The organism is Pseudomonas juntendi (assembly GCF_009932375.1).
Classification (GTDB): domain Bacteria; phylum Pseudomonadota; class Gammaproteobacteria; order Pseudomonadales; family Pseudomonadaceae; genus Aquipseudomonas; species Aquipseudomonas juntendi.
The window spans coordinates 54,680-78,269 of the sequence record NZ_BLJG01000093.1; the positions used below are offsets into that span (position 1 = coordinate 54,680).

General features: G+C 64.1%; 22 protein-coding genes. 9 read left to right on the forward strand and 13 right to left on the reverse strand.

Features of this window, described 5'->3' with window-relative positions:
* Nucleotides 1–38 precede the first annotated feature (38 nt).
* The gene (locus GYA94_RS13400; protein ID WP_110679809.1) at nt 39–509 is read right to left on the reverse strand and encodes an FAD/FMN-containing dehydrogenase; all 471 of its coding nucleotides are present in this window, start codon (nt 507–509) and stop codon (nt 39–41) included.
* A gap of 181 nt (nt 510–690) precedes the next feature.
* Here GYA94_RS13400 and GYA94_RS13405 point away from each other — a divergent pair, with 181 nt between their 5' ends.
* Entirely contained in the window at nt 691–1,698 is a 1,008-nt protein-coding gene (locus GYA94_RS13405; protein WP_110679810.1) for a GlxA family transcriptional regulator, read from the forward strand.
* A 16-nt stretch (nt 1,699–1,714) separates the two neighbouring features.
* Here the strand turns inward: GYA94_RS13405 and GYA94_RS13410 are convergent, their stop codons facing one another.
* Nucleotides 1,715–2,398 carry a TetR/AcrR family transcriptional regulator gene (locus GYA94_RS13410; protein WP_029886484.1) on the reverse strand — a complete coding sequence of 228 codons (684 nt, stop codon included), beginning with the start codon at nt 2,396–2,398 and terminating at the stop codon, nt 1,715–1,717.
* A 77-nt stretch (nt 2,399–2,475) separates the two neighbouring features.
* Nucleotides 2,476–3,354 (reverse strand): NHL repeat-containing protein, encoded by an 879-nt coding sequence (locus GYA94_RS13415; RefSeq protein ID WP_161892474.1) that lies wholly within the window; start codon nt 3,352–3,354, stop codon nt 2,476–2,478.
* Nucleotides 3,355–3,592: 238 nt separating this feature from the next.
* Here GYA94_RS13415 and GYA94_RS13420 point away from each other — a divergent pair, with 238 nt between their 5' ends.
* Nucleotides 3,593–4,429: a bifunctional allantoicase/(S)-ureidoglycine aminohydrolase gene (locus tag GYA94_RS13420; RefSeq protein ID WP_029886486.1), complete on the forward strand. Its 837-nt coding sequence runs from the start codon at nt 3,593–3,595 to the stop codon at nt 4,427–4,429.
* A 101-nt stretch (nt 4,430–4,530) separates the two neighbouring features.
* Here GYA94_RS13420 and sodC read toward each other — a convergent pair whose 3' ends face one another.
* From sodC to pobA, 4 genes are all read right to left on the reverse strand, one after another.
* Nucleotides 4,531–5,046 (reverse strand): superoxide dismutase family protein, encoded by a 516-nt coding sequence (gene sodC / locus GYA94_RS13425; protein WP_161892475.1) that lies wholly within the window; start codon nt 5,044–5,046, stop codon nt 4,531–4,533.
* 113 nt (nt 5,047–5,159) lie between these two features.
* The gene (locus GYA94_RS13430) at nt 5,160–6,041 is read right to left on the reverse strand and encodes a LysR substrate-binding domain-containing protein (RefSeq protein WP_009686685.1); all 882 of its coding nucleotides are present in this window, start codon (nt 6,039–6,041) and stop codon (nt 5,160–5,162) included.
* 69 nt (nt 6,042–6,110) lie between these two features.
* Nucleotides 6,111–7,901: a gamma-glutamyltransferase gene (ggt, locus tag GYA94_RS13435; protein ID WP_161892476.1), complete on the reverse strand. Its 1,791-nt coding sequence runs from the start codon at nt 7,899–7,901 to the stop codon at nt 6,111–6,113.
* 115 nt (nt 7,902–8,016) lie between these two features.
* Entirely contained in the window at nt 8,017–9,204 is a 1,188-nt protein-coding gene (gene pobA / locus GYA94_RS13440; protein WP_029886490.1) for a 4-hydroxybenzoate 3-monooxygenase, read from the reverse strand.
* A gap of 172 nt (nt 9,205–9,376) precedes the next feature.
* Between pobA and GYA94_RS13445 the strand changes: the two genes are divergently transcribed.
* The 3 genes from GYA94_RS13445 (at nt 9,377) to GYA94_RS13455 (ending at nt 11,680) form a co-directional block, all read left to right on the forward strand.
* Nucleotides 9,377–10,255: a helix-turn-helix domain-containing protein gene (locus GYA94_RS13445; protein ID WP_110679814.1), complete on the forward strand. Its 879-nt coding sequence runs from the start codon at nt 9,377–9,379 to the stop codon at nt 10,253–10,255.
* A 107-nt stretch (nt 10,256–10,362) separates the two neighbouring features.
* Nucleotides 10,363–10,761 (forward strand): MerR family transcriptional regulator, encoded by a 399-nt coding sequence (locus tag GYA94_RS13450; RefSeq protein ID WP_009686680.1) that lies wholly within the window; start codon nt 10,363–10,365, stop codon nt 10,759–10,761.
* Between the two features lie 19 nt (nt 10,762–10,780).
* The gene (locus GYA94_RS13455; RefSeq protein WP_161892477.1) at nt 10,781–11,680 is read left to right on the forward strand and encodes a hydroxymethylglutaryl-CoA lyase; all 900 of its coding nucleotides are present in this window, start codon (nt 10,781–10,783) and stop codon (nt 11,678–11,680) included.
* Between the two features lie 527 nt (nt 11,681–12,207).
* On the opposite strand, the gene GYA94_RS13460 is transcribed toward GYA94_RS13455, so the two are convergent.
* A complete protein-coding gene (locus GYA94_RS13460; protein WP_009686678.1) occupies nt 12,208–12,726 on the reverse strand; it encodes an MgtC/SapB family protein in 519 nt (172 codons plus the stop codon).
* Nucleotides 12,727–12,913: 187 nt separating this feature from the next.
* On the opposite strand from GYA94_RS13460, the gene GYA94_RS13465 reads away from it, so the two are divergent.
* From GYA94_RS13465 to GYA94_RS13480, 4 genes are all read left to right on the forward strand, one after another.
* Entirely contained in the window at nt 12,914–13,153 is a 240-nt protein-coding gene (locus GYA94_RS13465) for a DUF3203 family protein (RefSeq protein WP_009686677.1), read from the forward strand.
* A gap of 120 nt (nt 13,154–13,273) precedes the next feature.
* Nucleotides 13,274–14,677: a cytochrome c oxidase accessory protein CcoG gene (gene ccoG, locus GYA94_RS13470; RefSeq protein WP_161892478.1), complete on the forward strand. Its 1,404-nt coding sequence runs from the start codon at nt 13,274–13,276 to the stop codon at nt 14,675–14,677.
* A gap of 50 nt (nt 14,678–14,727) precedes the next feature.
* The gene (gene mapR, locus GYA94_RS13475; protein WP_161892479.1) at nt 14,728–16,137 is read left to right on the forward strand and encodes a GntR family transcriptional regulator MpaR; all 1,410 of its coding nucleotides are present in this window, start codon (nt 14,728–14,730) and stop codon (nt 16,135–16,137) included.
* A gap of 487 nt (nt 16,138–16,624) precedes the next feature.
* Nucleotides 16,625–18,247 carry a PAS domain-containing hybrid sensor histidine kinase/response regulator family protein gene (locus GYA94_RS13480; RefSeq protein ID WP_232108411.1) on the forward strand — a complete coding sequence of 541 codons (1,623 nt, stop codon included), beginning with the start codon at nt 16,625–16,627 and terminating at the stop codon, nt 18,245–18,247.
* Between the two features lie 104 nt (nt 18,248–18,351).
* On the opposite strand, the gene GYA94_RS13485 is transcribed toward GYA94_RS13480, so the two are convergent.
* From GYA94_RS13485 to GYA94_RS13505, 5 genes are all read right to left on the reverse strand, one after another.
* Nucleotides 18,352–19,887 (reverse strand): DHA2 family efflux MFS transporter permease subunit, encoded by a 1,536-nt coding sequence (locus GYA94_RS13485; protein WP_161892480.1) that lies wholly within the window; start codon nt 19,885–19,887, stop codon nt 18,352–18,354.
* Nucleotides 19,884–21,077: an HlyD family secretion protein gene (locus tag GYA94_RS13490; protein WP_009686670.1), complete on the reverse strand. Its 1,194-nt coding sequence runs from the start codon at nt 21,075–21,077 to the stop codon at nt 19,884–19,886. Before GYA94_RS13490 ends, GYA94_RS13485 begins: the two co-directional genes overlap by 4 nt.
* A gap of 29 nt (nt 21,078–21,106) precedes the next feature.
* Entirely contained in the window at nt 21,107–21,580 is a 474-nt protein-coding gene (locus GYA94_RS13495) for a MarR family winged helix-turn-helix transcriptional regulator (RefSeq protein WP_009686669.1), read from the reverse strand.
* Nucleotides 21,581–21,741: 161 nt separating this feature from the next.
* On the reverse strand, nt 21,742–22,374 hold the full coding sequence (locus GYA94_RS13500) for a response regulator transcription factor (protein WP_009686668.1): 633 nt from the start codon (nt 22,372–22,374) through the stop codon (nt 21,742–21,744).
* Nucleotides 22,375–22,385: 11 nt separating this feature from the next.
* Nucleotides 22,386–23,590 (reverse strand): sensor histidine kinase (locus GYA94_RS13505; protein ID WP_161892481.1); only part of this gene is annotated, 1,205 nt, incomplete at its 5' end.

The following is a 23,590-nucleotide window of genomic DNA, read 5'->3' on the forward strand; positions in this document are numbered from 1 at the left end:
GTTCAGATTGTTTTGACCACTCCTGCAGGTAACGCACCTCACTGCAGCGGCGCACGCTCCAGCGCCGCCTTCAATGCCGCGGCATCGGTGAACGCCTGCTGGCTCACCAATCTGCCTTCTTGCAACTGCAACCACTGCACCTGCTTTTGCTGCCCGGGGTAACGGCTGGCTACCCGCCCTTCCCGGTCGAGCAACACCCGGTAGCTGTAACCGCGCATGGCCGGGATGGCGAACAGCTTGCTGACCAACGCAGGCATGCGCTGGATGTCGGCGACGAACACGGCCTTGCGTGCTTCCAGGTAATCTTTGGGCGCGTCGGCCAGTGCAGCCTTGACCAACTTGGCGCCGTCCATGTCGCGCGCCACCAGTAGTACCCGGGTGTCCGCGCTCAGGGTGTAGGCCTGGTCATGCTGGTCGAGCAACGTAAAGGGCGCGAGCGGTTCGCCCGGCTCCACGGCCGTGGCCAGCAATGGCAACAAGCTGAGCAACAAGGCAGCGGCGTATTTCATCGATAGGTTCCTCAAGGGCCAGGCGTTTCACGCAAGCGCCTATGGCACAGCATAGTGGGAAAGTCTGCAGCCATACAGGTTGCCTGAACACGACCTGTAATACGACACCGCCACCGGGGAGATTGTCTTTCCTCCAGCCACCGGCCACACTCTGCGAGCCAGCCAGCAAGCGGAGTTCAGAGTGCCCACGCCACGCCAGTTCAGCAAGAAGACCAGTACCAGCAACATGCTGCGGCTCAAGGCCAGCAGCGCCGATGCCCAGGCCCCTTATCAAGTCGATTTCGTGCTGCTCGAACACTTCTCCATGGCCAGTTTCACCGTGGCCATGGACGTGCTGGTCACGGCCAACCTGCTGCGTACCGACAGCTTCAGTTTCACCCCGCTGTCGCTGGACGGCGACCGCGTGCTCAGCGACCTTGGGCTGGAACTGGTGGCCACCGAATTGTCCCCCCAGGCGTTGAAGTCACCGGACCTGCTGGTCATCTGCGGGGGCTTGCGTACGCCGCTGAAATACCCGGTACTCGACCGCTTGCTGAGTGATTGCGCGGCCCATGGCATGGCCTTGGGTGGCTTGTGGAACGGCGCCTGGTTCCTGGGGCGCGCCGGGGTGCTGGATGACTATGGCTGCAGCGTTCACCCCGAGCAGCGTGCCAGTTTGTCCGAGCGCAGCCCGCAAACCCGCATTACTCCGGCCAGCTTCACCCTCGACCGTGACCGGCTCAGTGCCGCCAGCCCGAACGGCGCCATGGAACTGATGCTGGGGCTGGTGCGGCGCTTGTATGGTGACGGCCTGGCCGAAGGCGTGGAAGAAATTCTGTCGTTCTCAGGCGCCCGTTACCGCCAGGTCGGGCCGGGGGCCAAGAAGTCCATGAGCCTGCACCTGCGTACCATTGTCGAACTGATGGAGAACAACCTCGAGGAAACCCTCAGCCTCGACCAGCTGGCCGCCTACAGCGGGCGTTCACGGCGCCAGATCGACAGGTTGTTCCAGGCCCAGCTGGGCACATCGCCGCGGCGTTACTACATGGAGCTGCGCATTACCAAAAGCCGCAGGCTGCTGCAGTATTCCGACCTGTCGGTGATGGAAGTGGCGGTGGCTTGCGGCTTTGTTTCGGTGTCACATTTCAGCAAATGCTATGCGGCGTATTTTGGCTACCCGCCCTCGCGTGAGCAGCGGTTAGGCGACTGAGCAGGTTGGCGCAGCGTCAGGGGCGCTGCCCAACCTGGATGTAGCGCAGCACCGCATCACAGATCATCGCCTTGTGCCGCAGCTTGACCTGGTCATCCGACAGATCTATCTGGAAGATCTCGCCAAAGGTATGCCGGTTGGACACCCGGTAAAAACAGAACGAGCTCATCAGCATGTGCAGGTCGATCACCTCGATACCGCTACGGAACACCCCTTCTTCTACCCCGCGGCGCAGCGTGTTGCCCAAGGCTTCGAGCACCAGGCTGCTCATTTCGCGAATAGCCGGGGACTGCTTGACGTATTCGCCGTAGTGGATGTTTTCGGTGCAGATGATCCGCACGAAGTCGACATTGCGGTCGTGGTGGTCGAAGGTGAACTCCACCAGCCTGCGGATCGCCTGGTCGGCCGGCAGTGACTCCAGGTCGAGGCTTTGCTCGGTCTTGCGAATATCGCCGTATAGCTTGACCAGGCATTCGCAATACAACTGCTCCTTGCTGCCGAAGTAGTAGTAGATCATGCGCTTGGACGTAGCCGTGCGTTCAGCGATGGCGTCCACGCGAGCCCCGGCCAGCCCTTGCTGAACGAATTCGTGGATGGCGGCCTGGAGGATATCCTCGCGGGTTTTCTCGGGGTTGTTCTTGCGCGTTCTGCGCCCCCCTTCGGTTTCAGGCTGGCCAAGGCCGACTACGGAATCACTCATACCCACTCACAGGCTGTTTATTGGAATGTGGGGGATTATCCGTGAGCACGGCCGTGCAGGGAAGCACGCTGTTGCGGCTAGCGCTGGGCCGTGACCGGCTCTGCTGGCGGCGTCAGGTGCAAGACACGGTCGCGTCCGCCCTCGGCCAGCAGGTAACCGCCCTTGCCGTCGGCGATGATGGCCTGGGGCGCCTTGAGAAACGTCAGCACCGTGTGCTGGCTGCCGTCGGCAGCGATGCGCAGCAGCCGGGCGCGGTGCGTGTTGTCCTCGCTGATCCACAGGCCACGCTGGTCGCAGTACAGGAACGTGGGGTTGCGCAAACCGTCGACCACCACCGGGTCGTTGCCATCGGCGGCCAGGGCGCGCACGGTGCCCTTGGCTTTTTCGGTGTACAACAGGTCGCCCCGACAGCGTGTCAGCCCTTCGGTTTCTGTCAGGCCGGAGCGCAGCACGTCCAGTTGCCCGCTCTGCCAGTCGTAGCGCATCAGGCGGCCGTTACCTTTGCGGTCTTCGATGGCATACAGGTGCTTGCCGTCGTTCCACAGCCCTTGCACGCTGTCGCCCTCGAACAACGGCGTGACCTTGCCATCGCGGGCCAGGCTGACGGGCGCGGCACCTCCCTCCTGGCTGAATACCCAACCGCCCTGGGCCGCGACCATGCCGTCGGGTTTGGACAGGTTATCGATGACTACCACCCGGGCGCCGTCGGCGGCGATCTTGAGGATGCTGCCGCGGCCGTCGTCCAGCTCGCGGCTGACCAGCAGGCTGCCATCGGCTTGCGGCAGCAGTGACGCGGCCTTGGTCACGTCACCGTGCAGCACACCAACTTTCCAACCTGCCGCGGCCTGCACCGGATAGAAGCTTTGCCAGGCGAAAAAGCCCAATGTGGCCACGAGCAGGCCAGTGGTGGCGGTGAAGACGATTCGGGTGCTGCGCTTGCGCAGGATAGACGGCATAAGGGGGGCTCCTTGGAAATGCCGGGGGATCCTAACAAGGGAATGTGAAAAATATGTCGGAATTCTCTGATCGGTAGCCCCTGCGTGCGAACGCGCATTCAGCGATCGAATCCTGGGTATTCCAACATTTAATTTGTGCATGGCGTGCGCTCGACCCTATTCTGTCGCCACATCCCCTGCGCCGCACCGGCCGGTGCGGTTCACGGCACGGGGAGAGAACAACAAGTCGAGATTGTCCATGTCGAACCATTCGTACTTCGCCCCCCACGGTGGGCACCCGGCTCAAACCGAGCTGCTGACTGACCGTGCCATGTTCACCGAAGCCTACGCCGTCATCCCCAAAGGCGTGATGCGTGACATCGTCACCAGCCACTTGCCATTCTGGGACAAGATGCGCATGTGGGTCATCGCCCGCCCACTGACCGGTTTTGCCGAGACTTTCTCGCAGTACATCGTCGAAGTGGCCCCGGAAGGCGGCAGCGAACGCCCTGAGCTGGACCCCGATGCCGAGGCCGTGGTCTTCATCGTCGAAGGCGAACTGGACATCACCGTCGAAGGCAAGCACCACACCCTGGTGCCAGGCGGCTACGCGTTCCTGGCGCCAGGCGCCGAGTGGAGCCTGCGCAACAACAGCAAAGCCAATGTCACCTTCCACTGGCTGCGCAAGCACTACCAGAAAGTCGAGGGCCTGGACGCACCTGAGTCGTTCGTGACCCACCGTGACAACGCCACCGTCATTGAAATGCCGGGCACCGAAGGCCGCTGGGTCACTACCCGCTTCGTCGACATGGCCGACATGCGTCACGACATGCATGTGAACATCGTCACCTTCCAGCCCGGCGGCGTGATCCCGTTCGCCGAAACCCACGTGATGGAGCATGGCCTGTACGTGCTGGAAGGCAAGGCGGTGTACCGCCTGAACCAGGACTGGGTCGAAGTGGAAGCCGGCGACTTCATGTGGCTGCGCGCCTTCTGCCCGCAAGCCTGCTACGCAGGTGGCCCAGGCAAGTTCAGCTACCTGCTGTACAAGGACGTGAACCGTCACGTGCACCTGACACTGAACCCCAAGCGCTGAGGCACCGGGGCGCATGGCGCCCTGCTTCCGACACAAGGCCGCCCCCGCAGGTTTGCGTGAACCTGCGGGGGCGGCCTTGTTTCAAGCGCACGGGCAAGCGTTCACTGCACGACCCCGCAGGCCACCCGGGCTCCACCGCCACCCAGCTTCTCGGGGTGGTCGCTGTGGTTGTCACCGCCGGCGTGCACCATCAGTGCATGGCCTTTGAAATCGGTGACCTTCAGCCGCGGCGCGAGGACCGGATAGGTGGCCTTGCCATCAGCCCCCACATACAGCGCCGGCAAGTCACCGCGATGACCGCTGTCATCATAGGGGCCTTTGTGGGCGTTGCTGGAATCCGGGTCCCAGTGCCCGCCCGCAGCGCCCGCTGGCACAGGCTTGCCGCCGTCTTGCGCCGGTGCGCACGAGGCGTTCTGGTGGAGGTGGAAGCCGTGCACACCTGGCGGCAGGTCCTTCAGGTCGGGGGTGAGCAACGTGCCATATTTGTTCTGCTCGATGCTGATAGTGCCAATGGACGTGCCAGGGCCGTCGGGGCCGGCCAGCTTGAGTTCGACCGTTTCGGCCGCCTGGGCCAACCCGGCGCTGGCCAGTAAAGCGACAAATGCAGCTGTTTTCATAGTGCGTCTCCATGGCTTGGGTTGCTGGGCGTACTGCCCACGTTAACGGTGGGACTGCACGGCCCTGCCAGACATTCCGCCCCGCCACAGCCTGAAACACTTTTCTCGTTGGGCTAGATGCCGCCCCCGGCCAGCAATTGAGTCATGACCTCGGCCAAGGCCTTGACCATGATGTCAGCGGTCGGCCGGTGCACAATGACGATTTCATAGCTATCGATCTCCGGCAGCCCCTGCCCCTCGCCCAGCACCCGGTGCTCGCCTGTCGCCGCGCGCGGCGGGAGCAAACTGACGCCCATGCCATCGGCCACGGCCGCCTGGATGCCACTGAGGCTGGAACTGGTGAAGCTGATACGCCAGCGCCGGCCCATGCCCTCGATGGCATTGATCATGTCTTCGCGGTACAGGCCGCGTGGCGGAAAGGTCACCAGCGGAATCGGGTCCAGCTCGAACGCCGGCGCGCGGGCACTGTCGATCCACTGCAGGCGCTCTGGCCAGCATGCCACGCCCTCGCGGGTGTTGCGCCGCTGCTTGAGCAGCACCAGGTCGAGCTCACCGTTGTCGTAGGCCTGGCTGAGGTCGCGGCACAGGCCGCTGGTCACCTCCAGCTTTACCTGCGGGTGCAGGCGGCTGAACGCCGCCAGCGCATTGGTGGTCCGCCCGCCGACGAAGTCTTCCGGCACACCCAGGCGCACGGTGGTGCCGACCATGGCCCCGGCCAAGGCTTCGAGCATCTGGTCGTTCAGCGCCAGCATATGCCGGGCATAGCCCAGCAGGGTCTGCCCGGCGTCGGTTGGCAGCACGTCGCGGTTGCCGCGTACCAGTAACCGGTGGCCAACCATGTCCTCCAGGCGGCGAACCTTCTGGCTGATGGTCGACTGGGTGGAATGCAGGCGCGCGGCCGCGGTGGTGAAACTGCCGCAATCGGCCACCACCACCGTGGCGCGCAACAGGTCAAGGTCGAACAGGGCCCTATTCGATTTCGCGCTATTGGACATCTTGGTATTCAACTAATGAATGACAAGACAGACTTCTATCACGCTATCCCAGGCCCTGCAACGCCCCGCTCAGTCGCCGAGGGCGACCCCTTCGCGCCGCGGATCGGCCCCTCCGGCCCAGCCGTCAGCCGTGCGCTGGATGATCTGCATGCCGCTGGTCATGGTCATTGGCGTGACCTCGTGGCCCCAGGCCGCCAACTGGCGGACCAGTGCCGGGCTGGCCAGCCCTGCTTCCACTTCCGTGCCGGCATTGCGGCTGCCGAAATTGGGCAGGCCGGCAGCCTGCTGCGGGTCCAGCTGCCAATCCAGCAGGCCGAGCAGTGCCTTGTTCACGTAACCGATGATCTGTGAGCCCCCCGGCGAACCCAGGCTGGCCACCAGCTCCCCGCTAGCGCGGGAAAATACCAGAGTCGGCGCCATGGCCGACAGCGGCCGCTTGCCAGGTTGTACCCGGTTGGCCACAGGCCGGCCACGCTCCTGCGCGATGAACGAAAAGTCGGTCAGGGTGTTGTTGAGCAGGAAGCCTCTGACCATCACGTGCGCGCCGAACGCGGCCTCGACCGAGGTGGTCATGGCCAGGGCATGACCGCTGTCATCCACTGCGCTCAGGTGCGAGGTAGAAATGCGCAGGGGCGAGCGGTCCGGTGCCAGGGCCAGGTCGACACCAGGCGGCTGGCCTGGGCGCGCACGTTTCATGCTGTGTGCCCCGATCAAGGCGGCGCGGCTGGCCAGGTAGGCCGGGTGGGTGAGGGCCTTGACCGGCACGGGCACATAATCGCTGTCTGCCAGGTACTGAGCGCGGTCGGCATAGGCCAGGCGCTCGGCCTCGGCGACCAGGTGCACGGCCATTGGCGCTGCTTCAGTGCCCGCCGGGGATGAAGTGGGCTGCGGCCGCAACCCAGCCAGGTCATGCGCAGGCACGGCCCGTTGAGCGGCTTCAAGGATGCCCAGGGTCTGCAACACCGTTACCCCGCCGGAAGACGGCGGCGGCACGCCGCAAATTTGCCAGGCCTTGTAGGGGCCGCATACCGGCTCGCGCTGCCTGGCCTGGTACTGCTGCAAGTCCTGCAGCGACAGGTAACCGGGATTGGCATGGCTGCGCACCTGGGCCACCATGGCCTGGGCAATCTCGCCGCTGTAGAACACATCGGCGCCGTGCGCAGCGATCAGCTCCAGGGTTTGGGCAAGCGCCGGGTTGCGCAGGGTAGCCCCCACTGGCAAGGGCCTGCCCTGTTCATCCAGAAAGTAACGCGCCATGGCCGGTGACTGGGCAATGAACGGGTCACCCGCTATCAACGTGTGCAAGCGCGGGGAAACCGCAAAGCCGCTGCGGGCCAACGCGATGGCCGGTGCAAACAGGTCGCGCCAGGGCAGCTTGCCATAGCGCTGGTGGGCCATCTGCAACGCCCGCAGCACACCCGGCACCCCCACCGAGCGGCCACCGATCTGCGCCTGCCGGAACGGCATCGGCTCACCATCGGCCTGCAGAAACAGTTGTTCCGTGACCCCCGCCGGGGCTGCCTCGCGGCCGTCGAATGCCTGCACGCGCTCGCCATCCCAATACAGGATGAAAGCCCCACCGCCAATGCCACTGGACTGCGGCTCGACCAGGGTCAGCACCATTTGCATGGCGATGGCAGCGTCGATGGCGCTGCCACCGGCCCGCAGTATCGCCCGCCCCGCTTCGCTGGCCAGCGGGTTGGCAGCGGCCACCATGTGCCGGCTGGCGAGCACCGGCTGCAGGCCGGTGCGGTAGCCGGAAGCCAGTTCCGGTGCAACTGGCAGCGCCTGGTCGGCCTTCGCCGCCCCGCTGGCAGCCAGCAGCCACAGGGCCACGAGCAGTGGCTTGGAAAATGTCATCGCGTGCTTCCTGCTTCACCCATTCAGCCCGCCACTGTGGGTCATGGCCAAACCCGAGTTCAAGCTTTTGCGCGATTTTCCTGGCTCCCGGCCTCGTCAGCGGGAGGCGGCAGCCTCAAACCACCTCTTCGAACGGCAGGCCCACATAGTTTTCGGCAATGTTCAACAAACCTGCCGGCGAGGTCAGGAAGTACTCGCGATCAGCCTCTTGCATCTTCTGGTCCCAGGCGTCCTTGTGGCTGCCGAAGTCGTGCAGCAGTTGGGTCATGAACCAGCTGAAACGCTCGCCCTTCCATACCCGGCGCAGGGCCAGGGGCGAATACTGCTGCAACAGCTCGGTACGCCCCTCGCGGTATACCTTGAGCAGGATCCGGTACAGGTAGTTCACGTCCGAGGCCGCCAGGTTCAACCCCTTGGCCCCGGTTGGCGGCACGATATGCGCGGCATCGCCGACCAGGAACAGGTGGCCATACTGCATCGGTTCCACCACCAGGCTGCGCAGCGGCGCGATGCTCTTCTCCAGGGCCGGGCCTGTGACCAGGTCCGCTGCCACCTCGGCAGGCAAACGTGCTTTCAGTTCGCCCCAGAAGCGCTCGTCGGGCCACTCCTCGACACGGTCTTGCAGCGGCACTTGCAGGTAGTAGCGGCTGCGGGTTTGCGAACGTTGGCTGCACAGCGCGAAACCGCGGGCGTGGTGGGCATAGATCAGTTCATGGTTGACCGGCGGTGTATCCGCCAGCAGGCCCAGCCAGCCGAAGGGGTATACCCGTTCGTATTGTTTGAGCACACCCTCGGGAATGCTCTGCCGGGAAACCCCATGGAAGCCGTCACACCCAGCAATGTAATCGCAATCCAGGCGCTGGACCTGACCGTCTTTTTCAAAGGTCAGGTAGGGCTTCTCGCCCTTGAGCTCATGTGGCTGAACATTGCTGGCCGAATAGAAGATGGGGGCCCCGCTGGCTTCACGGGCCTGCATCAGGTCACGGGTAACTTCGGTCTGGCCATAGACCATCACCGTCTTGCCGCCGGTCAGGGCCTTGAGATCCAGGCGCTGGCGGCGCCCGCCGACCAGCAGCTCGACACCTTCGTGCACCAGGCCTTCGCGGTCCATACGTTCGGCCACACCGGCCTCGCGCAGCAGGTCGACCGTGCCCTGCTCCAGCACCCCGGCGCGGATGCGGCCCAGCACGTACTCGGCGGTCTGGCGCTCGACGATCACCGTGTCGATACCGGCGTTATGCAGCAGTTGACCCAGCAGCAGGCCCGACGGGCCCGCGCCAATGATTGCAACCTGAGTTTTCATTGTTGTTGTCTCTGTTGGAACGATACCGGCCCTGCACTGGCGGTGGCGCGGCATCTGCTGTTAGGGTTTGCCTTTGCATTTTTACGGGCAAAAACCGCAACTGAGCTGTGCTATTCCATGCAAAACCTGCACTTTTACAAAAAACGTTCGATTAACGGACAGGCCAAAGCTGATGAAATCCACCCTCCCCGGCGTTCCGCTGTTCAAGCTGTATGGGGAAAACCAGGCCTGGCCTGGTACCGACCTGCTGCACTGTGAGCCGATCCCCGCACGCAGCCGCCTGCACCACTGGGAGATCAAGCCCCACCAACATGCCGAGCTGTTTCAATTGCTGTACGTGCAACGCGGGCAGGCCCAGGTGGAAATCGAGGGCACCCGCACTGCCATAAGCGAAGCCACGATCCAGGTGGTGCCCCCCCTGACCGTGCATGGCTTTCGCTTCAGTGCCGACATCCAGGGCCACGTGCTCACTTTTGGCGCCGCGCTGGTGGCCAACCTTGAGCAGCGCCTGGGCGCACCGCTGGCGGTGTTGTCCAAGCCGGTAAGCTACCCGCTGGGCCCGGATCGCGCGCACCTGCGCAGCCTGATCGAGACCTTGCAGCAGGAATACCAGGGCAACGCCCCATCGCGGGCCGCCATGCTGGAGGCGTTGGTGACCGCCCTGATGGTGTGGATCAGCCGCCGTCAGCAGCTTGGGCAGGCCCCGCGCACGCGCGATGAACGCGACCGCCAGTTGCTGGGGCAGTATTTGCGCCTGGTCGAAGCGCACTACCGCGAGCACTTGTCGATAGAGGCATTTGCCGCACGGCTGAATGTGCAGAGCCTGCAGTTGAACCAGCTGTGCCGGGCGCTGAGCGGGCAGACGGCGTTGCAAGTGGTGCACCAGCGCCTGTTGCTCGAGGCGCGGCGCAGCCTGGTTTACACACGCATGAGCATCGGCCAGTTGTCCGACAGCCTGGGGTTCAGCGACCCCACCTACTTTGCCCGCTGGTTCAAGCGCCTGAGTGGGCAAACGCCCAATGCGTATCGGCGGGCAGTGCAGCCTGAATGATCGGCCTGCCTGGCCCAGGTCCGCAGGCCATGCCCACGCTCGCGCTTGCTTGACGTTTACGTCAAGCTGGCCTCAGGATACCCGGATACTTCCGCCCGAGCCCCAGCATGAGCACGCAGACCTACAGCATCTCCGACCTGTCCCGCGAACTGGACATCACCACCCGCGCCATCCGCTTCTACGAGGAACAGGGCCTGTTGAGCCCGGAGCGCCGGGGCCTGGAACGTATCTATTCGGCGCGCGACAAGGTCAGCCTGAAGCTCATATTGCGTGGCAAGCGTATCGGCTTTTCCCTGGCCGAGTGCCGCGAGCTGATCGAGCTGTACGACCCCACCAGCGGCAACCTCAAACAGCTCAACAGCATGCTGGCGAAAATCGCCGAACGCCGCGCCCAGCTGGAGCAGCAACTGCTCGACATTCACCAGATGCAACTGGAGCTGGACACGGCCCAGGAACGCTGCGAGCAAGCACTGGCCGCCACCCTCAACAACACAGACAACCGCTGAACGTCACAGGAAAACCACCATGTCCCTGCCCAACCACGTGCGCCTGGTCGAAGTCGGCCCCCGCGACGGCCTGCAGAACGAAGCCCAACCCATCAGCGTCAGCGCCAAGGTGCGCCTGGTAGACGACCTCACCGAAGCGGGCCTGGCCTACATTGAAGTGGGCAGTTTCGTGTCGCCCAAGTGGGTCCCGCAAATGGCCGGCTCGGCCGAAGTGTTTGCCGGCATCCAGCAGCGCCCAAGCGTTACCTATGCAGCGCTGGCACCGAACCTGCGCGGTTTTGAAGACGCACTGGCCGCAGGGGTAAAGGAAGTGGCGGTGTTCGCCGCGGCCACCGAAGCGTTCTCGCAGCGCAACATCAACTGCTCGGTCAGCGACAGCCTCAAGCGCTTCAAACCGATCATGGCCGCTGCCCGCAGCCACGGTGTGCGGGTGCGTGGCTATGTATCGTGCGTGCTGGGGTGCCCCTACGAGGGTAAGGTCAGCGCCGAGCAGGTGGCACCGATTGCCCGCGAGCTGCGCGACATGGGCTGCTACGAGGTATCGCTGGGCGACACCATCGGCACTGGCACCGCCGGCGACACACGGCGCCTGTTCGAGGTGGTGTCGGCGCAGGTGCCACGCGAGCAATTGGCCGGGCACTTCCATGACACGTATGGCCAGGCCCTGGCCAATGTCTACGCCAGCCTGCTCGAAGGCATCAATGTGTTCGACAGCTCGGTCGCCGGCCTGGGCGGTTGCCCGTATGCCAAAGGCGCCACCGGCAATATCGCCAGCGAGGATGTGCTTTACCTGTTGCAGGGGCTCGGCATCGAAACCGGCATCGACCTGGACCGGCTGATTGCCGCTGGGCAGCGCATCAGCCAGGTACTGGGCCGCAGCAACGGTTCACGGGTGGCGCGGGCGCGCATGGCGCAGTAGGTCATGAAGGTGTCACAGAGGTGTGGGTGAGTGTTACCGCCCCCCATTCCACAGCGAAAAATCGGGTAACAGGGAAACAAATCGACAAAAATTCGGGCCCTGCATTTTTTCAAAATCCGCTAACTGCTTGATTCTAAAGGATATTCAAAAGTTGGCACGCTGCCTGCTATATCTTTCGTACAACAACAAAAAAATGCGACACCCAATAAAAACAACAGATAACGGCTCTGACATAACAAGAACAACACGGCAGAGGCGCAGCAAGCAGATTTTTTTGGAGTAGGCAGTCTTTTCAGGGGCCCGCCCCGCGGTCTGGCACAGAACAACAAAACTACCTCGAGGTAGCAGCAGCCAGGTTCGGATCAGCAATGATGAAAGCAGGTCAGCGCTCAAAAAAATACGTTTGCTCTTGACCCCGCATGGGGGTCGCCCGCAACACCAGGACACGCCGACAAAAACAACAACAGGCCAGTCCCAATAATAAAAAAGAGCAGGCAACAACGCTTTGAGGGGAGCTTCGGCTCCCCTCAGTGCTTCCTGCCCTCTTCCTCCTTCTGTTTATCCTCGTTTTCCCCCTCGAACTTGTCCACCAGCACCGGCATCGTGGCCAGCACCAGCAGGGCCAGCACCGTGCTGATCAGCGCCGTGGCTTCGCGGCCCATGCCAGCGGCCGTACCAATGGCAGCGGTCATCCACAAACCTGCGGCCGTGGTCAGCCCCTTCACATGGCTGGTGTCCTTGCCGTTGCCTTTGAGGATGGTGCCCGCACCCAGAAAGCCGATACCGGCGACGATACCCTGTATCACCCGGCTCAGGGCTTGTGCATCGGCCCCGGCCATGCTCGGTGCCAGCACGAACAGCGCGGCCCCCAGCGACACCAGCATGTGCGTGCGTACGCCCGCCGACTTGCCCCTGTGTTCGCGCTCGAACCCCAGTACTGCACCAAGCACCGCTGCCATCAACAGCCGTAGAAGAATGCGCGTGACCTCACTCGCGTCGGTCACATCGGCAAATTCTGCCTGTATTACCTGCCAGATCAGCTCCATTGCCTGGTTCCCATGCTGAGCATTGTGCTACCTGCCCGGCAGTGCGCAGGGTGTGCCTGCAAGCAGCCGGGCCTGCTGTGTATAGACACTGACCGCCAGCCGCCGTGCAAAGTGCCACTCAGCCCGTCGATGCAACGACCCCGCCCCCCTCGCGGTCCACCCTGTAACCCACCCAGGAGGCCTGACCATGCCTGTTGAAATCGATGAAGCCACCCGCCGTTGCACCTTGACGGGTGAAAACCTGCGTATCGAGTGTGCTGGCCCGGATATCGAAATCATTACCGACGAACAGTTGCGCATGTCGGTGGCGCTGCACGACGACAAACGCGTGCCCATCACTGAAGCCGAGGCCGACGCCTTGACGGTAGCAGGTGCGGTGGATAGCCGCAGGCACCTCAAGGCCAGCGCTCCAGGCTCGGTCATCTAGGGGCCGGCGACGCCTGCGCGGTATCTGATATGGTTTTCGGCGCAAAATCTGAACCTGTGCTGCTAACAGTTTCGGCGCCATAGTGCTCGTGCCTGATCGAGGCCTGATGAGCACCCGCCCATGACTGACAGAATTCTTTGCACAGAGATCGACACCACCGCAACCAGCGTCAAGACGCGCCGCACCGACAGCGGCATTTACACCCGCAGCTTCACCGGGCTGTACCGTAACCTGCGCCTGGGTTTCGCTGGCGCGCTTTTCTTGCTGTTCTTCGGCACCGCCTGGCTCGACTGGAACGGCCGCCAGGCCGTGCTGTGGGACCTGGCCAACAGCAAGTTCCACATCTTTGGCGCGACCTTCTGGCCCCAGGATTTCATTCTGCTGTCGGCGCTGCTGATCATCTGTGCCTTCGGCCTGTTCGCCGCGACCGTTTACGCCGGCCGGGTGTGGTGTGGCTACAGCTGCCCGCAAAGTACCTGGACGTGGCTGTTCATGTGGTGCGAAAAAGTCACCGAGGGCGACCGCCATAAGCGCATCAGGCTGGCCGCCGCCCCCTGGGGCCTGAACAAACTGGCCCGGCGCACGGCCAAGCACTGCCTGTGGCTGGCCATTGGTGTGGCCACAGGGCTGACCTTCGTGGGCTATTTCACCCCGATCCGCCCGCTGGCTGCAGAACTGCTGACCTTGCGATTGGGCGGCGTAGCGTTGTTCTGGGTACTGTTCTTCACCGCGGCCACCTACATCAATGCCGGCCTGCTGCGCGAGGCAGTGTGCCTGCACATGTGCCCGTATGCGCGGTTCCAGAGCGTGATGTTCGACAAGGACACCCTGGCAGTTGCCTACGACCCACGCCGTGGCGAGGCCCGTGGCCCGCGCAGAAAAGGCAGCGATGCTCGCGCTCAAGGTTTGGGCGATTGCATCGACTGTACCCTGTGTGTGCAGGTCTGCCCCACCGGTATCGATATCCGCGACGGTTTGCAGATGGCCTGCATCGGTTGCGCGGCGTGCATCGATGCCTGCGACGGGGTCATGGACAAAATGGGCTATGCCCGCGGGCTGATTGGCTACAAGTCCGAACACAGCCTGCAAGGCGGCTCCACCCACTGGCTGCGGCCACGCCTGCTGGGCTATGCCACTGCGCTGGTGGTCATGCTGGCAGCGCTGGTGCTGGCCTTGCAGCTGCGCCCGATGGTGTCGCTGGATGTGATCAAGGACCGCGGCCTGTTCCGCGAAAACGCCCAGGGCCAGATCGAGAACATCTACCTGCTCAAGGTCATCAACAAGACCGAGCGCACCCAACACTACGTGCTGCGCCTGCAGGATGCCGACGGCTTCACCTTGCAGGGCGACACCGCGCTGGTCATCCCCGCAGGCGAAATGAGCGAACTGCCGGTGTCGGTGGCAATGCTCGCCGAGCGGCCGACCAGCAGTTCGCAGACACTCAGTTTTGTCATCAGCGAACGTGACGACCCCGCCATACGCAGCGTGGCCCACAGCCGCTTCGTCGCACCCATGAACCGCTGATCCCTTACACTGCAACCACCTTGCCTGCCAGGCTTCGACAGAAGGCCAGAATGAAACGCTACGAACGCTTCGCCGACGATATTGCCGAACTGATCCGCTCCGGGGTGCTCGGCCCCGGCCAGCGGGTGCCCTCGGTGCGCTACGCCAGCCAGACCCACGGGGTCAGCCCGTCCACGGTGTTCCAGGCCTATTACCTGCTGGAACGGCGCGGGCTGATCCGCGCCAGGCCACGCTCGGGGTACTTCGTGAACGCCCACGCGCCACGCCAGTTCTGCGAGCCGCAGCCGCTGCAGCCGGCCAGCGAGTCCACCGATGTCGACGTCAGTGCCCTGGTGTTCTCCATCCTCGACTCGATCAAGGACCCCAACACCGTGGCGTTCGGCTCCGCCTTCCCCAGCCCCGAGCTGTTCCCGCTGCAACGCCTGTCGCGCTCGCTGGCCAGCGCCAGCCGCAGCATGGACCCGCGCATGGTGGTGACCGACCTGTCACCCGGCAACCCGCAGCTGCGCCGCCAGATCGCGCTGCGCTACATGGTTGGCGGGCTGATGCTGCCCATGGAGGAACTGCTGATCACCAACGGCGCCCTGGAGGCGTTGAACCTGTGCCTGCAGGCGGTCACCCAGCCGGGCGACCTGGTCGCCATCGAAGCGCCCGCGTTCTATGCCTGCCTGCAGGTGCTGGAGCGGCTCAAGCTCAAGGCAGTGGAAATCCCGGTGCACCCGCGCCAGGGCATGGACCTGGACGTGCTCGCGCAAACCCTGGACAAGCACCCGGTCAAAGCCGTGTGGTGCATGACCAACTTCCAGAACCCGGTCGGCGCCAGCATGCCAGAGGCGAACAAGCAGGCACTGGTACAACTGCTGGCACGGCACCAGGTGCCCCTGATCGAGGACGACGTTTACGCCGAGCTGTACTACGCGCAGCAGGCACCCAAGCCGGCCAAGGCGTTCGACACCCAGGGGCTGGTGATGCACTGCGGCTCGTTCGCCAAGAGCCTGGCCCCTGGCTACCGCATTGGCTGGGTCGCGGCCGGGCGTTACACGCAGAAAATCGAGCGGCTGAAGTTGATGACGTCCCTGTGTGCCTCGATGCCTGCCCAGGCCGCCATCGCCGACTACCTGCAGCACGGCGGCTACGACCGCCACCTGCGCAAACTGCGCTACGCACTGGAAGGCCAACAGGCCAACATGCTCGCCGCTATCGCCCGGTACTTCCCGGCCCAGACGCGGGTCAGCCAGCCCTCCGGGGGTTACTTTCTGTGGCTGGAGCTGCCCGAGCAAATGGACGCCCTCAAACTGTTCCACATGGCCCTGGCTCAAGGCATCAGCATCGCCCCCGGGCCGATCTTTTCACCCACCCGACGCTTCGGCAACTGCATTCGCCTGAACTACGGCAGCCCCTGGAACGCCGCCGCCGAACAAGCCATGGAAACCCTGGGGCGGATCATTCGGTCATTTTGAAGGCAAATGGCAATCAGGGTAACTATAGTAGTGCGATCCATTACCGAGGGAGCTCAGCGTGGTTCAGGACGATGCCGCTTCTCGCACACAGGCACTTCACGACAAGGTGCTCGAACTGGAGGCCCAGGTTGCTGAGCTGCAGCTGAAAGCGGCCTGCCAGGATGTTTTGCTCCAGCACATGGAAGAGGGGTTTTGTGTACTGGAGCTGCTGGAGGACGATAACGGGCAGCTCCATGACTACCGCTACATCCTCAGCAATGAGGCCTGCCTTCGTCACACTGCCCATGCCAAGCAGATGGGCCAGACCGCCCGTGAACTGATCCCGAACGAAGTCGATACCTGGCTACCCCGCTTCGCCGAAGTGGCGCGCAGCGGCCGTGCGTTGCAGTTCGAAGAACGGCTGGCCGCGACCGATCGCTGGTTGAGCCTGTCGGTGCACCGGCTGGAGCCTGCCAGCGATAAACGGGTGGCCGTGATCTTTACCGGCATGCCAGCCGCGCAAGTCAGCGTGCACCGGTTGCAGGCAATCAATCAGCAACTGGCCGAGCGTGTCGACCAGGCAGACGCAAACAACAAACTGCTGGGGGAATTGGTCGACCACAGCCTGGCCAATGTATTTGCTGCCGACTGCAACCTCAGGCTGCTGGCCATCAATCGCACAGCACAGGAAACGTTCCTGCGCCTGCGCGGGTTCGTCCCCCAGGTCGGCGACCACATTCCGCAGTTGCTGGCGCGCCAGCCCGATATCATGAGCCAGCTGGCACCGGTCTGGCCGCGCATAATGGCGGGCGAGGCCTTCGTCGACAACATTGCCGTGGGGCCGCCTGAAGCACTGCGGCACTACGAAATCCGCTACAACCCGTTGCGTGATAACCGCTTGATGATTCAGGGTGGCTACCTGTTCGCCTACGACATCACCGAGCGCATCAACGAACAGCAGCGCCTGCGCAAGATTGAAAGTGCCCTGGTCCAGTCGCAGAAGATGGAAGCGGTCGGTCAGTTGACCGGCGGTATTGCCCACGACTTCAACAATTTCCTGGGCAGCATCCTGGCTGCCCTGGAAAGCGCCATTCAACGCCAGGATGAACAGCGCTACCCCGAAGCTGCGCGGTTGCTTGGCGCGGCCCGCCAGGACGCCCAACGGGCCGCGGCGGTGGTACAGCGACTATTGGCATTTGCCCGCCAACAGGTGCTGACGCCCCAGGCGGTGGATGTGCATCAGCTGCTGGCCGGCATGCGCGAACTGATCATCAACTCGCTGCATGCGGGCATTCATTTCAACGACCAGACCCAGCCGGGTGCGTGGCCGGTACGCGTCGACCTGTCGCAACTGGAGAGCTCCCTGCTCAACCTGTGCATCAATGCCCGCGATGCCATGCCCTCAGGCGGCACGCTGTGCATTGGCAGTGCCAACCAGACATTGACCCACGAGCAGGCCCTCAGCCTGGACCTGCCGTGTGGCGACTATGTACGGATCAGCGTCAGCGACTCGGGCATCGGCATGCCTGCCAACGTGATGCAGCGGGCATCGGAACCGTTCTTCACCACCAAGCCGCTTGGCCAGGGTTCTGGGCTGGGGCTGTCAATTGTCTACGGCTTCATCCGGCAATCCAGGGGCCAGCTGCAAATCGACAGTGTGCCGGGTAAAGGGACCTGCATCGATATCTACCTGCCCAGGGACGACACCCAGGTGGCGGCCCCGCCGGCGTTGCCCCAACCCCCACCGCCCATGCCTGCCATAACGGCCAACCTGATCATGCTGGTGGAGAACCAGGAAACCATGCGCCTGGTCATCAGCGAAATTCTGCAGGAGCAAGGCCACGACGTGCATGCATTCGTCGATGGTCAACAGGCCGTGGCCGCACTGCAGGGCGGCCTGCAGCCGGACTTGTTGATCACCGATATCGGCCTGCCTGGGGGGCTGGATGATCAGCCACTGGGCAACAGCCTGCCGGAAACCACGCCAGTGGTGTTCATCACCGGCTATACCAGCGAGCAACCGGAGCTGCCCACAGCACGTCGTTTCGCGGTCCTGCACAAGCCCTTCGAGCTGGCACAGCTCAGCGACCTGGTGGCGCGGATGCTGGCCGGCACGCCGTTGTCACGCTGAGCGGCACGGCTCAGCGCCCGCCGCCCAGGTCGATGAACCTGCCGGTGGCATAAGAGGGAGGCGCAAGTGGCAGCCGCCACCCCGTGCCAACCTGCACAACGGCATCAATGCCCCGCCGACGCCGGCCCCGCCTTGGCGGTGAACGGTGGCTTGGCGAACCACACCAACAGGATCAACCCGGCGAACACCCAGGTCATCAGGGTGAAGTAGTCCACCGTGGACATCATGTAGGCCTGCCCGTTGAGTATCTGCTCAAGCTGCGCATAACTCTGCGGGTTGGCCCCGCCCAGCTGTTCGAGGGTATGCCGGGTGGTCGGGTCGAACTGGCTGATGTTCTCGCTCAGGTAAGCATGATGCTGGTCCGCCCGGCGAATCCAGATCCAGGTGGTCAACGACGCCGCAAAGCTGCCGCCCAAGGTCCGCAGGAAAGTGGCCAACCCCGAGCCGTCGGCGATCTGCTGCGGCGGCAGGTCGGACAGCAGGATGCTCAAGGTCGGCATGAAGAACAACGCGACCCCGATACCCATGAACAACTGCACCAGTGCCACATGCTGGAAATCCACCTCGCTGGTGAACCCGGCGCGCATGTAGCAGCTGCCCCCGATTGCCAGGAACGCCAGCCCCGCCAGCACGCGCAGGTCGAAGCGGTGCGCGTACTTGCCCACGAACGGTGACATGATCACCGGCAGCAAGCCGATCGGCGCCACCGCCAGGCCCGCCCAGGTGGCGGTGTAGCCCATTTGCGTCTGCAACCACTGCGGCAGGATCAGGTTGATACCGAAGAACCCGGCATACCCCCCGACCAGCACCAGCGTGCCTACGCGAAAATTGCGGTGCACGAACAGCCGCAGGTTAACCACCGGGTGGCGGTCGGTCAGCTCCCAGATTACGAACACCGCCAGGAACACCACTGATATCAGGCTACCGGCGATGATGAACGACGACTCGAACCAGTCCAGGTCGTTACCCTTGTCCAGCACCACCTGCAACGCACCCACGCCAATGATCAGTGTCAGCAGGCCGATGTAGTCCATCGGCTGGCGGCTGGTCACCACCGGCCGGGTGCGCATTTGCTGGCGCACCACTGCAGCAGCGAACAGGCCGATCGGCACGTTGATGAAGAAGATCCATGGCCAGCTGTAGCTGTCGGTGATCCAGCCACCCAAAATTGGCCCGGCAATCGGCGCCACCACCGTGACCATCGCCAGCAGCGCCAGGGCCATCCCCCGTTTCGCCGGCGGGTAGACGGCAATCAGCAGGGTCTGGGTCATGGGATACAGCGGCCCGGCCACCACGCCCTGCAGCACGCGGAAGCCGACCAGCTCCGGCATGGACTGGGCGATACCACACAGGAACGACGCCAGCACGAACAGCAACGTGGCCCAGATGAACAGCTTCACCTCACCAAAACGCCGGCTCAGCCAGCCGGTGAGCGGCAAGGCAATGGCATTGCTCACCGCGAACGACGTGATGACCCAGGTGCCCTGCTCGTAGCTGACGCCCAGGTTGCCGGAAATGGTCGGCAAGGCCACGTTGGCAATGGTGGTGTCGAGCACCTGCATGAACGTGGCCAGCGACAGGCCGATGGTGGTCAGCAGCAGGCTCGGCGGGGTGAACTGCGCTGTGGCGTTATCGCTCATCGCTGCGCCGTCTTGCCAGGGGCGCTGTTTTCGTGGATCAGCTTGGCAATCAGGGTATCGGCTTCGCCCAGCTGGCGGTCATAAACCTCAGTGGTATAGCTGGCCTTCTGCGGCGGTTGCTGGGCAAGGGTCGGGCCGCTCTGGTCGTGCAGGTTGACCTCGACCACGGTGGACAGGCCGATACGCAGCGGGTGGTCCTTGAGTTGCTCGGGGTTCAGGTGAATACGCACGGGCACCCGCTGCACGATCTTGATCCAGTTGCCCGTGGCGTTCTGCGCCGGTAGCAGGGCGAAGGCGCTGCCGGTGCCTGCGCCGAGGCTGTCGACCGTACCGCTGTACGTCACTGCGCTGCCGTAAAGGTCAGCACTGATCTCTACCGGCTGGCCAATCCGCATGTCGCGCAACTGGGTTTCCTTGAAGTTGGCGTCGATCCATACCTGGTCCAGGGGGATCACCGCCATGGTCGCGGTGCCCGGCTGCAGGCGCTGGCCCAGCTGCACGGTCCGCTTGGCAACATACCCGGTGACCGGCGCCACCAAGGTAGTGCGCGCGTGGTCGAGGTAAGCCTGGCGCAGGTCGGCCGCAGCCGCCATGACCTCGGGGTGCGACGACACCACGGTGTCGTCGACCAGGGCACTGCTGGTGCTCAGTTGCTGGCGGGCGCTGTTGACCGCGGCCTGGGCCACGCTCAGGTCATCGCGGGCGTGGGACAGCTCCTCGGCAGCGATGGCACCGCTGTCGGCCAGCACCTTGCGCCGGTTGAAGTCCTGCTGCGCCTTGCGCAGTTCGGCCTGGCGGGTCGCCAGCTGGGCCTTGAGCGAGTCGACATTGCTGTACAGCCCGCGCACCTGGCGCACGGTGCGCGCCAGGTTGGCTTCGGCCGACTGCAGGGCCACCTGGCTGTCGGCCGGGTCGAACTGCAGCAGCACCTGGCCGGCATGCACCAGGTCGCCGTCATCGGCGCCAATGCTGGTCACAGTGCCGGTGATCAAGGGGGTGATCTCCACCACGTTGCCGTTGACGTAGGCGTCGTCGGTGCTTTCATACCAGCGGCCGACCAGGCTGTACCAAGCCCAGGTGCCGATGCCGGCAAGCACCAGCAGCAACAGCAGGCCAAGCAGCCAGGCCTTGCGCTTGCGCGACGGCTCGGGCGCTGCGGAGGGTGTCGGGGTGTCTGTGGAAGTGGCCATGACAATACCTTGAAAATTCGTGACAGGGTTCAACGGTCGCCGAAGCGGCGCACCGTCAAGGGGTCGCCGGCATTGAGCAGGACCTTGGCCAACAGGCCTTCCAGGGTCTGCAACTCTTCTGGGGCCAGCACGCCGCACAGTTCGTTCATGGCGGCAGCGCCGATTTCCGGCAGGCGGTCGGCCAGGCGCTGGCCATCGGCCGTCAGCGCCAGGCGCACCTGGCGCCGGTCGTCGGCGCAGCGGTTACGCACGATCAGCTCCTTCTGCTCGAGGCGGTCGAGCATGCGGGTCATCGAACCGCTGTCCAGCCCGAGGTAGCGACACAGTTCGGCCGGCGTATCCACCTGGTACTGGGTGACGATGATCAACACCTTGAACTGGGCGGCGGTCACGCCCTCCGACTCCAGGTGCCAGTCGAGGATGCGGTCCTTGAGGATCGCCGCGCGCCCCAGCAGCATGCCAATGGCGCAGCTCTGGAAGTTTTCGGGGGAAAAATGGGCCATCGATAACCGCTCGGGGAGTTGTGTGAAAATATTACTGCCTAGGCAGTGAATGTCAAAGCCTTGATTAGCTTGCTATGCAGAATTTCATCATTCAGTCCTTTCGGTACCCACGGTCATGGCCTGCGCAAGCCCCGCCCTTGGCCTGGGCGCCACCCGCGTTGCTACTGCCGAGCCCGCAGCCCCAACGCTTCGACCGCCCCGCAGGCTATGGCCATGCCCACCAGCTCTGCCAGGCTGGCCGCCTGGAGCCGCTTCATTACCCGGCCGCGGTAAAGGTCGACGGTTTTCACACTGATGCCCAGGCGTTCGGCGATTTCACGGTTGCTCAGCCCTTGGGCCAACGGCACGAACACGTCACGCTCTCGCGGTGTGAGGCTGTCGATACGCGCCTGCACCTGCGCCAGCGCCTGATCGCCCTGGCGTACCCGCCCCGCGCGCTCCAGTGCGGCCTGCACACTGTCGAGCAGCAACTGATCGTTGTAGGGCTTTTCGATGAAGTCACAGGCGCCCGCCTTGAACGCCCGTACCACGATGGGCACATCGGCATGCCCGCTGACGAACACCACCGGCAGGGCCAGCCCACGCGCGTGCATGGCCTGCTGCACGGCAAGGCCACCGAGCCCCGGCATGCGCACATCCAGGAGCACGCAGGCAGGCCCGTCGTCGACGCACGCCTCCAGAAACGCCTGCCCGGTGGCAAATGGCAACGCCTGCAGGCCTACCGACTGCAGCAACCAGACGGTCGAATCACGCATCCCCTGGTCGTCATCGACCACATAGACTTTTGCTTGCACCGCAGCTCCCCTTAGCGCCTGCTGACCACCAGCCGGCAGCACAATACCAGACCACCGTTGTCTCCCACCCGCGCCCACAGGCTGCCGCCGAAGCCTTCGATCAGACTGCGGCTCATGCTCAACCCCAGGCCCAAACCCTCCGCCTTGCTGGTGGTGAACGGCGTAAAAATTGCGTCCAGGCGTTCAGGCGCGACCCCTGTGCCCTGGTCGGCGACTTCGACCAGCACGCCGTCGCCATCCCGCGTTGCGCCAAGCAGGATATGCGATGGCCGCTCGCCGTGGTGTTCACGGTTGGCCTCTATGGCATTGCGCAGCAAGTTGAGCAGCACCTGCTCCAACAGCACCCGGTCGGCGTACACCGAAGGCAGTTGCGCGCTGACGCGTAGCTCGATCTGCACCTGGTCACGGGCGGCCTCCCAGGCGCACAGGCGCATGGCTTCGCCAGCCACTTCAGCCAAGTCCAGCGCCTGCAGGCGCCGCGGCCCCTTGCGCAGGAACGCGCGCAGGCGGCGGATCACTTCGGCGGCATGGGTAGCCTGCTCGCTGATACGCTGCAGGCCCTGCCCCACCCGCTCCAGGGCCTGCGGGTCACGCCCCAGGCTGTGCAGGTAGCGCTGACTGGCGTTGGCATAGTTGACCACGGCAGCCAGCGGCTGGTTGAGTTCATGGGCAATGCCTGAAGCCAGTTCACCCAGGGTGGCCAGCCGCGCGCTGTGCGCCAGGTTCTCCTGGGCTTCGATTCGCAAGGTGATGTCGCGAGACACGCTGACCACCTCCACCACCGCACCCGTGTAGGTTTCGCGGATCGCCCGGCTGGCGATCTCGAACCAACGGTAGCCCCCGCTGGCCTGGCGCACCCGGCAAGTCATGGTGTGGTAGCCGTCCTGATCCAGTGCAGCGGCGGCCTGGCGCAGCACCTGGCGGCGCTCCCGCGGGTGCAGCAGGCCATGCACCAGCCTGCCACGCAGTTGCTCAGGCCAAAGGCCCAACAGACGGTGGGCGGCCGGTGAGGCATCGAGAAAACGGCCATCGGGGCTGTGCCGCGAAATCAGGTCGGTGGTGTTCTCGATGATCAACCGGTACAGGCGCCTGGCGCGGCTGGCTTCGCGTGCCCCCTGGCGCTCTTCGCTGGCGTCACGGCAGCGGCCCAGCACCTGCTGGCCCTGGTCGTCCGGCATGAAGGTCCAGAGCACGGTGCGCGCGCCGACCTGTACCT